Genomic DNA, 12,894 nt, shown 5'->3' with positions numbered 1-12,894 from the left:
CTGTGCCGTACCGCATTCCTCTCGTCCCAATCCATCCGACCCGGAGCCTTCACCACCATGACCGAAGCCACCCAAGACATCCTCGTCCACTCCGAAGCGGGCGTGACCACCATCACCTTCAATCGCGTGGACAAGAAGAACTCCATCACGCGCGACATGTACGCCGCCATGGCTGATGCGCTCGATGCCGCCAAGGCCGATGCCAGCGTGCGTGTGGTGGTGTTCCAGGGCGATGTGGCGATCTTCAGCGCGGGCAATGACATCGGCGACTTTTTGCAGCAGCCACCCGCCACGCAGGATTCGCCCGTGTTCCGTTTCCTGCGCGGAATCGCCACCTTTCCCAAGCCCGTGATCGCCTCGGTCTGCGGCCCGGCTGTGGGCATTGGCACGACGATGCTGTTCCACTGCGATCTGGTCTATGCGGGCGACAACGCGGCGTTCTCCATGCCCTTCGTCAATCTGGGCCTGTGCCCCGAGGCCGCATCCAGCCTGTTGGTGCCGCAGATGCTGGGTTACCACCGCGCTGCTGAAGCGCTGCTGCTGGGCGAGCCTTTCATGGCCGAAGCAGCCCTGGAAGTGGGCCTGGTGAACCGCGTGTTGCCGCCCACCGAGTGCAACGGCGTGGCGCAGGCGCAGGCGAAGAAGCTGGCGGCCAAGCCGTTGTCGTCGCTCATCGAAACCAAGCGGTTGATGAAGGGCGGGCAGCAGGCGAAGGTGCTGGAGGTGATGGCGGAAGAGGGCGAGAGCTTTGGGCGCATGCTGCGCGAGCCTGCGGCGCGGGAGGCGTTTTCGGCGTTTATGGAAAAGAGAAAGCCAGATTTCAGCAAGAGCTGAAATCTGGCCGCCGCGATAGCGGTGCAGACCGCGTAGCGGGCTGGATGATCTTTCGGTAAAAGCGCCGTCCCGATTTCAGCGCTGTCTGAAATCCGGTCGCCGCGTGAGCGGTGCGGACTGCGGAGCAGGCCGACGGCGGTTTCGCTAAAAGCACCGACCGGATTTCGGCGCACTCTGAGTCCTTGGGTCTTGGTCATTTTGGCTGCTGGCGCCTGTCTATCAAGCGCTGGCAGCTATTGCTTTTTGTAGTTTTCGAGTTTCCGCCTGCTGTTTGAGCTGAGCCTATCGAAGTTAGGGCGTGCTTGGTTTTAGTGCGGAAGCCGGGTCTCGGCCCGGCGGCCGAGGTACTTATTCTTTGCTTCGCCAAAGAAAAGTACCCAAAAGAAAGGCGACCCCCAGTCTGCGACCCCTGCGCTTTGCTACGGGGCAAACCTGCGGCGGGGCGGTTGCGGGGTGCGCCGCAGAACTCACTGCGCTGCTTCGCAGCTTCGTTCGGACAANCGAGTCAGTTCACGCAGCATGGGCGCTTCGACGCCCATGCCACCCCACAACCGCCCCGCCGCAGGCGCAGCCAGCAGGGGGTTGGGCAGCCGAACATCCAACAGCCGAACAGCCCACGGGCCTTTGCTTCGCTCGGCCCCGCCTGTGCAGCGCGTGGCGCTTGCGCCCGCGTGAGGGGGCCGAGCGCAGCGATGGCCCGTGTGGATGTCCGACTCGCGGGTTCCCTTCTGGATGCGCCTGGGGCGCACAGGGCGCGGGGTGGCATGCGCGTCGGAGCGCGCATGCTTCGTGAACTGACTCACCGCAGTTGTCCGAGCGGAGCGCCGCAGGCGCGCAGCGAGTTCTGCGGTGCACCCCGTGACCGAGCACCCCAGGTTGCCCCGCAGCGCAGCGAAGGGGTCGCAGACAGCAGGGTCGCCCTTTCTTTGGTGACTTTCTTTCGGCGACGCGAAAGAAAGTTACTCGCACGCCGGGCGACTCCCGGCCTCTGCCCTTCGCACAATCACGCCGTTTGATTCCAAATACATAGCAAATCAGGTAGTGGATACTGGCGCCTCACCTCAAACAGCACCCAATACACATCGCGACCAGACAGGCCATTTATTTTTACAAAGCACTTGCTTGCTAAAAATAAACAGTTTTGCTATCGTGCCTGCATGGATTCACCCGTGCCGCGCACCCGCACCATCGCCCCCCCTCCCAAGAACCCCCCGGCCCGCCCTCGCAGCAAGGCCGCAGCGCCCCTCAGCGCCAACTCGGCAACCACCACACAATCTCCCTCCGAAGAACCCACCCGCCGCCCGCGCGGACGCCCCCGCAAAACCGCCGAAGAACTCGACGACGGCAACCGCCGTCGCAAGCTCATGGACGGCGCGGCCAAGCTCTTTCGCACCCAGGGCTTTGCCGCCACCAGCACGCGCGACATTGCGGCGGCGGCGGGCATGCACAGTGGCTCGCCCTTCTACCACTTCGAAAGCAAAAGCGCGCTGCTCTACGCCGTAATGAGCGAGGGCATGACCATGGCCACGCAAAGCCAGCAGCAGGCACTCGATGCACTGCCAGCCCAGGCCACCCCGCGCGAGCAATTGCACACGCTCATTCGCCACCACTTCGAGATCCTGCTCGGGCCCCGCAGCAGCTTCATCCCGGTGATGCTGTACGAATGGCGCTCGCTCACGCCTGCGCAGCGCAAGGGCATTGCCCGCATCAAGGACAGCTACGAGGCCACCTGGATGCCCGTGCTGGAAGCTCTGGCACAGCAGGGCGCGCTGCAGGCCGAGCCCGGTGTGGCGCGGCTGTTCATCTTTGGGGCGCTCAACTGGGCGGTGCAGTGGTTCTCGTCCAAGAAGGGCAAGTCGCTCGACGCGCTCACCGACGAAGCCCTGGCCCTCTTCATCCGCACATAAAAATAAAAAGGAGCACTCACCATGGCCTCTACGGCTCCCAACGGCTACCAGTCGGTGTTTGCACCAGGCCTGTGCAGCGGCCAGGTGGTCGTCGTCACGGGCGGCGGCTCGGGCATTGGCCGCTGCACCGCGCACGAACTGGCCTGCCTGGGCGCGCACGTAGTGCTGGTCGGGCGCAAGCCCGAGAAGCTGCAGGCCGTAGCCGATGAGATCACAGCGGATGGCGGTGCTGCGTCCTGGCATGCCTGCGACATCCGCTCCGAAGACGCTGTGGTGGTGTTGGTGCAGCAGGTGCTGGCCGCGCACGGGCGCATCGATGGCCTGGTCAACAACGCGGGCGGGCAGTTCATGTCGCCGCTCGAATCCATCAGCGCCAAGGGCTGGGAGGCCGTGCTGCACACCAACCTCACCGGCGGCTTTTTGATGGCGCGAGAGTGCTACCGGCAGTGGATGGCGCAGCACGGCGGCTCGGTAGTCAACATCGTGGCCGACATGTGGGGCTCCATGCCGGGCATGGGGCACAGCGGGGCTGCGCGCGCGGGCATGGTCAGCTTCACCGAAACCGCTGCGCTGGAATGGGCACACAGCGGTGTGCGCGTGAACGCCGTGGCGCCGGGGTACATCGCCTCCAGCGGCATGGACAACTATCCGCCCGAGGCGGCAGACATGCTGCGTGCCATGCCGCGCACGGTGCCGCTCGGGCGCTTTGGCAACGAGGCCGAGGTGTCGGCGGCCATCACCTTTTTGCTCAGCCCGGCAGCCAGCTTCATCAGTGGCACCACGCTGCGGGTGGACGGCGCACGGCCCCAGGTGCGCATGGGCTGGCCGCAGCGCCCGCCTGGTGCCACCGCCGCTGCACACCCGGCCGTGCGGCCATTTGACGGCTTTCACCGCGCGCAGGTGCCGCAGGTGTTTGCCCCTTCCCATACCCCCAAGACCGAGGCCGCATGACCGCCGTCTTCACTTCCCGATTCAACCCAGGCAGCGCCGAGGCCACCCAACGCCGCGCGGCGCTGCAGGCCCGCCTTCATGCCCTGCGCGCGCTGGAAGAGCGTGCAGCCGCAGCCTCGGCCCGGTCGCTGCCCCAGTTCGACAAACGCGGCCAGCTGCTGCCGCGCCAGCGCGTGGCGCTGTTGCTGGATGCGGGTGCGCCCTGGCTGCCGCTGTGCACGCTGGCGGGCTACCTGCAGGATGTGAAGGACCCGGAGAAGTCCGTGCCCGGCGGCGGAATGATTGCCGGCATTGGCTTGGTCAGCGGTGTGCGCTGCATGGTGGTGGCCAGCGACTCCGGCATCGAGGCAGGGGCCATCCAGCCCATGGGCCTGGAAAAGATCTTGCGCGTGCAGGAAATCGCGCTGCAAAACCGCTTGCCGTTCATCCACCTGGTGGAGAGCGCGGGCGCCAACCTCATGCGCTACCGCGTCGAGGGCTTCGTGCACGGCGGCACGCTGTTCCGCAACCTCGCGCGGCTGTCGGCGGCGGGCATTCCCGTCATCACCGTGCAGCACGGCTCGGGCACTGCAGGCGGTGCTTACATGCCAGGGCTGTCGGATGTGGTCATCATGGTGCAGGGTCGCTCGCGCGCATTTCTGGCCGGGCCGCCGCTGCTCAAAGCGGCTACCGGCGAGATTGCGACGGAAGAAGAACTGGGCGGCGCCGAGATGCACACCGCCGTTTCGGGCCTGGGCGAATACCTGGCGCAGGACGACCGCGAGGCGATTGGCCTGGCGCGCGATGTGGTCGCGCAGCTGGGGTGGAACATGCCCCGGCGACCCAGCGCACCTGGGCCCACCTTGCCCGCAGACGATCTCCTGTCCCTGATGTCTGCCGACCTGCGCCAGCCCGTGGACATGCGCGAGGTGATCGCGCGGCTGGTGGATGGCTCTGAGCTGCTCGAATTCAAGGCCCGCTACGGCATGGCCACTTTGTGCGCGCAGGGCCGCATCCAGGGCCATGCGGTAGGCTTCATCAGCAACAACGGCCCCATCGACGTGGCGGGCGCCAACAAGGCCACGCACTTCATCCACTGGATGTGCCAGCTGGGCCACCCCATCATCTACCTGCAGAACACCACGGGCTACATGGTGGGCAAGGACAGCGAGCAGGGCGGCATGATCAAGCACGGCAGCAAGATGATCCAGGCCGTGACCAACGCCACCGTGCCGCAGATCACCATCCAGTGCGGCGCCAGCTTTGGCGCGGGCAACTACGGCATGTGCGGGCGCGGCTATGCGCCGCGCTTCCTGTTCAGCTGGCCCGGTGCCAAGACAGCGGTGATGGGCGGCGAGCAGGCTGCGCGCACCATGCAGATCGTGACCGAGGCGGCGCTGGCGCGCAAAGGCATCACGCCCGACCCGGTCGAATCGCAGGCCCAGTTCGACAAGATCGTCGCCATGTTCGAGGCCCAGGCCGATGCGTTCTACACCAGCGGCCTGCTGCTGGACGACGGTGTGATCGACCCGCGCGACACCCGCGCCGTGCTGGCCTTTTGCCTGGACACCTGCGCCGAGGCACAGGCCCGCACGTTGCGGCCCCTGAGCTTTGGCGTGGCGCGGATGTAAGCGGGTCTCAGTACAACATGGCCGAGCCTCTCAAACACCTGCTGAACGACACCGTGCCGTCGCGCATCGCAGCCATGGTGCGTCGTGCGTGGCGCAAGTTCGATACCACTGCATTTCTGCAGCAGGTAGAGCCCGGCTACGAATCGCTGGAGCTGATGGCGCGCGGCCAGCGCATTGCGCAGGCCCTGCAGACACACCTGCCGCAAGATGTGCCGCGCGCGCTGGGCTTGCTGGTCGATTCGATGGACCCGCCGATGGGCCTGGATGCGGTGGGTGAGCCCGATGCGGGTGACCGCCCCTACAGCGCATTTTTGTACCTGCCGCACAGCATCTACGTCGGCACGCACGGCCTGCCGCATTTCGAGGCGGCCATGGCCGCGCAGCATGCGCTGACCCAGCGGTTTACCGCCGAGTTCTGCATACGCCCCTATCTGCTGCACCACCAGCAGGCCACGCTCGCGCGGCTGCGTGACTGGGCGCAGGACGACAACGCCCATGTGCGCCGTCTGGTGAGCGAAGGCACGCGGCCCCGCCTGCCCTGGGCGCCGCGTTTGCCTGCATTCCAGAACAACCCGCAGCTGGCCCTGCCGTTGCTCGATGCGCTCAAGGACGACCCATCGTCCTACGTGCGCCGCTCCGTGGCCAACCACCTGGGCGACATCGCCAAGGACCACCCCGATCTGGCCGTGGGCACCGCGTGCACCTGGCTGCAGGGCGCACCCGCCCCGCGTGAAGCCCTGGTGCGCCACGGCCTGCGTTTTCTCATCAAACGGGGCGACGCCGCTGCGCTCGATGCCCTGGGCGTGGGCCATGCCGTGGCGCTGGACGTGCGGGCCGCGCGCGTGCTGCCCGCCCGCGCACGCATCGGCGACAAGGTGCGCATCGAGGTCGAACTGCACAACCCCACACCCCAGCCCCAGCGCGTGCTTGCGGACCTGAAGGTGCACTACGTCAAGGCCCACGGCGGCGCGGCGCCCAAGGTGTTCAAGCTGCAGACGCTGGACATACCGCCCGGCGCCACCGTGGCCGTGGGCAAGACGCTGTCGCTGCAGCAGATGACCACACGCACCCACTACCCCGGCGCGCACCAGGTGGAGCTGGTGCTCAACGGGCGGCCCCAGCCGCTGGGGCAATTTCAGCTTTCGTGATCGAGGTTTGCAGGCACACAAACGTACAAACGCAACAGCAGGAGACAAGCACCATGCAGTTCACACACGAGCACCGCGAGATCCAGAAGACCCTCAAGCGCTTCATCGACGAAGAGATCAACCCCCATGTGGACGAGTGGGAGGCCGCAGAGATCTTCCCCGCGCACGAGGTCTTCAAGAAGATGGGCAACCTGGGCCTGCTGGGCTTGTGCAAGCCCGAGGAATATGGCGGCGCAGGGCTGGACTACTCCTACAGCCTGGCCATGGCTGAGGCGCTGGGCCACATCCACTGCGGCGGCGTGCCCATGGCCATCGGCGTGCAGACCGACATGTGCACCCCGGCGCTGGCGCGCTATGGCAGCGAAGAACTCAAGCGCAACTTTCTGGCCCCTGCGATTGCGGGCGACATGGTGGGCTGCATCGGCGTGAGCGAGCCTGCGGCGGGCAGCGACGTATCCGGCATCAAGAGCGTGGCGCGCAAGGACGGCGACGACTACGTGATCACCGGCCAGAAGATGTGGATCACCAACAGCCTGCAGGCCGACTGGATGTGCATGCTGGTGAACACGGGCGAAGGGCCTGTGCACAAGAACAAGAGCCTGGTGATGGTGCCCATGCGGGATGGCCCGGGCGGCAAGCTCACCAAGGGCATCGAGGTGGCGCAAAAGATCCGCAAGATCGGCATGCACAGCAGCGACACCGGCCTGATCTACTTCGACGAGGTGCGGGTGCCGCAGCGCTACCGCATCGGCGCCGAGGGGCAGGGCTTCATCTACCAGATGCAGCAGTTCCAGGAGGAGCGCCTGTGGTGCGCCGCCAGCGCGCTCGAATCGCTGAACCACTGCATCCAGTGGACCATCGACTACGCACAGGAGCGCAAGCTGTTTGGCGCCACACTGGCCGACCAGCAGTGGGTGCAGTTCAAGCTGGCCGAACTCAAGACCGAGGTCGAAGCCCTACGCGCACTCACCTACCGAGCCTGCGACCTGTACGTGAACGGGCAGGACGTGCTGGAGCTGGCCAGCATGGCCAAGCTCAAGGCCGGCCGCCTGAACCGCGAGGTGCCCGACACCTGTCTGCAGTTCTGGGGCGGCATGGGCTACACGCTGGAGAACAAGGTCTCGCGCATGTACCGCGATGGGCGGCTGGCGTCCATCGGCGGCGGTGCGGACGAGGTGATGCTGGGCATCCTCGCCAAGCTCATGGGCATCGCCAAGAGATGAGCAACACCCCCCTGAGCGACTTCGTCGCTTCCCCCCGCTCTCGCATTGCTGCGCAATGCGGGCAGGGGGACGCAGCCCTCGCTGCGGGGCGGCCCTTGCTCGGCTGCCCTGGCACTGGGCCGCGCCAGTTTCGTATGTCGTGCGCAGCGCGCAGCACGGTGGAGACCTGACATGCCTTTACAGATAACCCGCGCGCCGCTGGCTAGCGGCAGCGTGGAAACCTGGACGCTCAACGATCCGGCCAGCCGCAATGCGCTGTCAGAAGCCATGGTGGACGCCCTGCTGGCCGCGTGCGAGCGGGCTGCGACCGATGCTGGTCTGCGCGGCGTGGTGCTGCGGGGTGCGGGTGGTCACTTCTGCGCGGGTGGCAGCCTGGGCGGCTTTGCCAAGACCATTGGCCAGCCCCTGGCTGCCGGCGAAGCCGACCCGCTGGTTCCACTGAACCGCCGATTCGGCACGCTGCTGCAGGCCCTGTGCGCGCTGCCGCAGTGGCTCATCGTGGCGGTGGAAGGGGCGGCCATGGGTGGCGGCTTTGGTCTGGTGTGCTGCGCCGACCATGTGCTGGCCCACACCAGCGCGCAGTTCGCCACGCCCGAGGTCACGCTGGGCATCGTGCCTGCGCAGATCGCGCCCTTTGTGGTGCGGCGCCTTGGCCCGTCTGCTGCGCGGCGGTGTTTGCTGACCGGCGAGCGCTGGGATGCCGCGAAAGCTCAAATCGCGGGGCTGGTCGATGAGGTGGTGAGTGGCGACATGGAGGCTGCTGTGCAAGCCGCCATCGCACGCCATGCCGCCGCTGCGCCCCAGGCCGTGGCTGCTACCAAACGTTTGCTGCTGACCCCGCCAGATAAACCATTGCCCGCGCTGCTCGATGACGCCGCCCTCGCCTTTGCGCAAGCGCTGCGTGGCCCCGAGGCGCCGCAAGGGCTGGCAGCGTTTGCTGCGCGCAAGGCGCCGCCGTGGAGTGCGAGCTCATGAAGAAAATCCTCATAGCCAATCGATCAGAGATCGCACGCCGCATCATCTACACCGCCCACCGCATGGGCATCGAAACGGTCGCGGTCTATTCCAACCCCGATGCCAACGCCCTGCATGTGCGCGAAGCCACCCAGGCCGTTGCGCTGGGCGGCGCCGCCAGCGCCGACACCTACCTGCGCACCGACAAGCTGCTGGCCGCCGCCCGTGCCACCGGCGCAGATGCCGTGCACCCCGGCTATGGCTTCCTCAGCGAGAACGCCGACTTCGCCCAGGCCGTGGTCGATGCGGGCCTGACCTGGATTGGCCCCCCGCCCGGCGCCATCCGCGCCCTGGGCAGCAAGGCCGGGGCCAAGGCGTTGGCCCAGTCGCAGGACGTGCCTTGCCTGCCCGGCTATGCGGGCGACGACCAGAGCGACGAGCGCTTTGCCGCCGAGGCTGCACGCATCGGCACGCCCCTCATGGTCAAGGCCGTGGCGGGTGGGGGAGGGCGCGGCATGCGCCTGGTCACCGACCTGGCGCAGTTGCCTGCCGCACTGGCCAGTGCCCGGTCGGAGGCGCTGGCGGGTTTTGGCTGTAGCGACCTGCTAATCGAACGCGCACTGCTGCAGCCGCGCCATGTGGAGGTGCAAGTCTTTGCCGACTCCTACGGCGCGTGCATCCACCTGGGCGAGCGCGATTGCTCGGTACAGCGCCGCCACCAGAAGATCATTGAAGAGTCCCCCAGTCCGGCCGTGGACGCAGCGCTGCGCGAGCGCATGGGCGCCTGCGCCGTGGCGCTGGCACAGGCCGCTGGCTATGTGAGCGCTGGCACGGTGGAGTTTTTGCTGGATGGTGAAGACTTCTTCTTGATGGAGATGAACACCCGCCTGCAGGTGGAGCACCCGGTGACCGAAGCGCTCACGGGGCTGGACCTGGTGGAATGGCAAATCCGCGTGGCGCGGGGTGAGCCGCTGCCGCTCACGCAAGATCAGGTGCATCTGCAAGGCCACGCCATCGAAGTGCGCCTGTGTGCCGAAGACGCGCACTTCCGCCCCCACACCGGCCGTGTGCTGCAGTTCAGCGCACCACCGGCTACCGCGTTTGAACGGGCCGCGCCGGGCGCGCTGCGTTTTGACCACGCGCTGGAGGAGGGGGCAGAGGTCACGCCTCACTACGACGCCATGCTGGGCAAGCTCATCGTGCACGCGCCCACGCGGGCCGAGGCCATTGGCGCGCTGGTGCGTGCGCTGCACAGCACCCGCGTGCTGGGCTTGCCCACCAACCGCGCGTTTCTGGCGGCCTGCCTGCAGCACCCCGTATTTGCCAGCGGCCAGGCGCTGGTGCCGTTCCTGGCGGAGCATGCCCAGGAGCTGCAGCAGTTGCTATCAAATAATGAGCTATCAGTGCATATTCCTTCGGCGCTATCGGCCATTTTTGCTTCAAATCCGACGTCGGACCTGCCTTGTGCCATGGCCCGGCCCCTGCGGCTGCGCCACCAGGGCGAGGTGCACTCCATCGCCGTACGCGAGCTGGGCGGTGGGCGGCTGCTGGTGGAACAGGCAGGGGCGGAGCCTGTGACTTTGCAACTGCCCCAGCGCGGTGTGCACTGCGTGGCGGTGGGCCCCCGACGCTGGCACTGGCACACCGGCGGCGTGGACGGCTGGGTGGAAGACGCATCGTGGGAACCCGCTGCGCGCGCGGGTGCGGCGGGCGGTGCGACGGAGTTGCGCGCGCCCTTCAACGGCAAGGTGGTCGCACTGCCCGTGGCCGCAGGCCAGGCGCTGGCGGCGGGCGACACCGTGGTGGTCATCGAATCCATGAAGCTCGAACACAGCCTGGCCAGCCCCGCCGCCGCCACCGTGGCCGAGCTGCTGGTGGCCCCCGGGCAGCAGGTGTCGCCCGGCCAAGTGCTGGCCCGCTTTGCACCCGCCACGCAAGGAGCGCCCGCATGACCGCCATGTCCGATGCAAGTTCTGTGAGCGACGAAGACCGCACTGCCCTCGCCGACACCGTCACCCGCTTTGCCCGCACCGAGATCGCGCCGCATGTGGACGCGTGGGATGCCGCCGGTGAGTTCCCCCGCAGCCTGTACCGCCGCGCATCCGACCTGGGCCTGCTGGGGCTGGGCTACCCCGAACAGTACGGCGGCACGCCTGCCAGCTACGCCTTGCGCCTGCCACTGTGGCGTGCGCTCAGCCGCCACGGCGCCAGCGGCGGCGTGCTGGCCAGCCTGCTGTCGCACAACATCGGCCTGCCGCCGGTGCTGGCGCATGGCAGCGATGCTGTGCGCGCCGAGGTCATTCCGCCCGTGTTGGCGGGCGAGCAAATCGCTGCGCTGGCGATTACCGAACCCGGTGGCGGGTCCGACGTGGCCCAACTCAAGACCACTGCGCGGCGCGAGGGTGATGACTACATCGTCAACGGCGAAAAGGTGTTCATCACCTCCGGCATGCGCGCGGACTGGATCACGGTGGCTGTGCGCACTGGCGACGCTGGCAAAGACCATGGGCCCCCACGCTCCCCTGCTTCGCATGGGTCGCTGCCCCCCGAGGGGGCGCTTGCCGCCTTGGGGCGGCCCGGCGGCGGCAAAGGCAGCGCAGGCATCTCCATGCTGCTCATCCCCGGCCACAGCGCAGGCCTGTCGCGCAGCAAGCTCGACAAGATGGGCTGGCTGTGCTCCGACACCGCCCACCTGCGGTTTGACAACGTGCGCGTGCCTGCGCGCTACCTGCTGGGCGAGGAGGGCGCGGGCTTTCGCATCATCATGGCCAACTTCAACGGCGAACGTTTTGGCCTGGCCGCGTCGGCCCTGGGCTTTGCCGAGGCCTGCTACGACGAGGCCCTGGCCTGGGCCCGCCAGCGCAAGACCTTTGGCGCCGCGCTGGTCGAGCACCAGGTCATCCGCCACAAGCTGGTGGACATGCAGATGCGCATCCAGTCCACCGCCGCGTGGTGCGAAACCGTGGCCGCGCAGGCCGACGCGGGCCGCACCGGACCGGAATGGGTAGCGAGTGTGTGCCTGCTCAAGAACCACGCCACCCAAACCATGCAGTTCTGCTCCGACCAGGCCGTGCAGATCCTGGGCGGCATGGGCTTCATGCGCGGCACCGTCAGCGAGCGCATCTACCGCGAGGTCAAGGTCATGATGATCGGCGGCGGTGCGGAAGAAATCATGAAAGACCTGGCTGCCAAGCAGCTCGGCATTTGAAGGAGACAGGCACCATGCACAGCACCGACCACGGTAACAAAGCCATCATCACCTGCGCCATCACCGGCGTGCTGACGGACCCCGGCCAGCACCATGTGCCCGTCACGCCCGAGCAACTGGCAAAAGAGGCCCGCCGCGCCTGCGACGCAGGCGCCGCCGTGGTCCACGTGCACTTTCGCAACCAGGAGCCCGGCAAGGGCCACCTTCCCAGCTGGGATCCGCAGGTGGCGCGCGACTGCGTGCAGGCCATGCGCGAGGCCTGCCCGGGTTTGATCATCAATCAGACCACCGGCGTGGTGGGCCCCCACTACCAGGGCCCGCTGGATTGCCTGCGCGCCACCCGCCCCGAGATGGCCGCATGCAATGCCGGCTCGCTCAACTACCTGAAGGTGCGCAGCAACGGCACCTGGGCCTGGCCGCCCATGCTGTTCGACAACCAACCCGCCAAGGTCAAGGACTTCATCGACGTGATGCTGGAGACCGGCACGCTGCCCGAGTTTGAATGCTTCGACGTGGGCATCGTGCGCTGTGTGGAGATGTATGTGCAGACCGGCATGTACACCGAGCGCCTGCCCGAATACAACTTTGTGATGGGCGTCGAATCCGGCATGCCTGCGGACCCGGACCTGCTGCCCATCTTGCTCAAGCTCAAGATCCAGGACGCCCCTTGGCAAGCCACCGTCATCGGCCGCAGCGAGATCTGGCCCGTGCATCAGCGCGTAGCCGAGCTGGGCGGGCATTTGCGCACGGGGCTGGAAGATACGTTCTATCTGCCGGATGGGACCAAGGCGGATTCGAACGGGCCGTTGATTGAGCAGCTGGCGCAGTACGCGCGCAATGCGGGGCGGGAGGTGGCTTCGCCGCAGGAGGCACGGGGGATACTGGGGTTGCGCAAGGTGACGGTCGGTGCCTGAACGCATTACTTAAGACGCTTCACGGCGCTCAATCGTTCAGTTCTGTCCGTTCTCTGCTAATTCGTAAATCGTGAAGCAGTCGTGGCAGCCACCATGAAAACTCAGCAGCACTGCGCGCAAGCGTGGTAGGTCCGGTTGAAGAGTG

General features: G+C 66.9%; 10 protein-coding genes. All 10 read left to right on the top strand.

Going from position 1 to position 12,894, the window contains the following annotated elements:
- The first annotated feature begins 57 nt into the window (after window positions 1-57).
- A complete protein-coding gene (locus ASE52_RS21900; protein WP_057229191.1) occupies window positions 58-834 on the top strand; it encodes an enoyl-CoA hydratase in 777 nt (258 codons plus the stop codon).
- A gap of 1,157 nt (window positions 835-1,991) precedes the next feature.
- Window positions 1,992-2,741 (top strand): TetR/AcrR family transcriptional regulator, encoded by a 750-nt coding sequence (locus ASE52_RS21895; protein WP_057229189.1) that lies wholly within the window; start codon window positions 1,992-1,994, stop codon window positions 2,739-2,741.
- A 21-nt stretch (window positions 2,742-2,762) separates the two neighbouring features.
- The gene (locus tag ASE52_RS21890; protein WP_057229187.1) at window positions 2,763-3,692 is read left to right on the top strand and encodes an SDR family oxidoreductase; all 930 of its coding nucleotides are present in this window, start codon (window positions 2,763-2,765) and stop codon (window positions 3,690-3,692) included.
- Complete coding sequence (locus ASE52_RS21885) at window positions 3,689-5,302, top strand: carboxyl transferase domain-containing protein (RefSeq protein WP_057229185.1); 1,614 nt, start codon at window positions 3,689-3,691, stop codon at window positions 5,300-5,302. The genes ASE52_RS21890 and ASE52_RS21885 overlap by 4 nt, the downstream gene beginning before the upstream one ends.
- A 17-nt stretch (window positions 5,303-5,319) precedes the next feature.
- Window positions 5,320-6,450 (top strand): hypothetical protein, encoded by a 1,131-nt coding sequence (locus ASE52_RS21880; RefSeq protein WP_057229183.1) that lies wholly within the window; start codon window positions 5,320-5,322, stop codon window positions 6,448-6,450.
- A 53-nt stretch (window positions 6,451-6,503) separates the two neighbouring features.
- Window positions 6,504-7,673: an acyl-CoA dehydrogenase family protein gene (locus tag ASE52_RS21875; RefSeq protein ID WP_057229675.1), complete on the top strand. Its 1,170-nt coding sequence runs from the start codon at window positions 6,504-6,506 to the stop codon at window positions 7,671-7,673.
- A 171-nt stretch (window positions 7,674-7,844) separates the two neighbouring features.
- Window positions 7,845-8,648: an enoyl-CoA hydratase/isomerase family protein gene (locus ASE52_RS21870; RefSeq protein WP_057229181.1), complete on the top strand. Its 804-nt coding sequence runs from the start codon at window positions 7,845-7,847 to the stop codon at window positions 8,646-8,648.
- Window positions 8,645-10,579, top strand: coding sequence for a biotin carboxylase N-terminal domain-containing protein (locus tag ASE52_RS21865; protein WP_057229179.1), 1,935 nt, complete (start codon window positions 8,645-8,647; stop codon window positions 10,577-10,579). The genes ASE52_RS21870 and ASE52_RS21865 overlap by 4 nt, the downstream gene beginning before the upstream one ends.
- A complete protein-coding gene (locus ASE52_RS21860; RefSeq protein ID WP_057229178.1) occupies window positions 10,576-11,835 on the top strand; it encodes an acyl-CoA dehydrogenase family protein in 1,260 nt (419 codons plus the stop codon). Before ASE52_RS21865 ends, ASE52_RS21860 begins: the two co-directional genes overlap by 4 nt.
- 14 nt (window positions 11,836-11,849) lie before the next feature.
- Window positions 11,850-12,749, top strand: coding sequence for a 3-keto-5-aminohexanoate cleavage protein (locus ASE52_RS21855; protein ID WP_057229176.1), 900 nt, complete (start codon window positions 11,850-11,852; stop codon window positions 12,747-12,749).
- Window positions 12,750-12,894 lie beyond the last annotated feature (145 nt).

Source organism: Acidovorax sp. Root275, assembly GCF_001428965.1.
Taxonomy (GTDB): domain Bacteria; phylum Pseudomonadota; class Gammaproteobacteria; order Burkholderiales; family Burkholderiaceae_C; genus Acidovorax; species Acidovorax radicis.
Note: the sequence above shows the minus strand (reverse complement) of the source record. Positions and strands in the feature narration are given on the sequence as shown.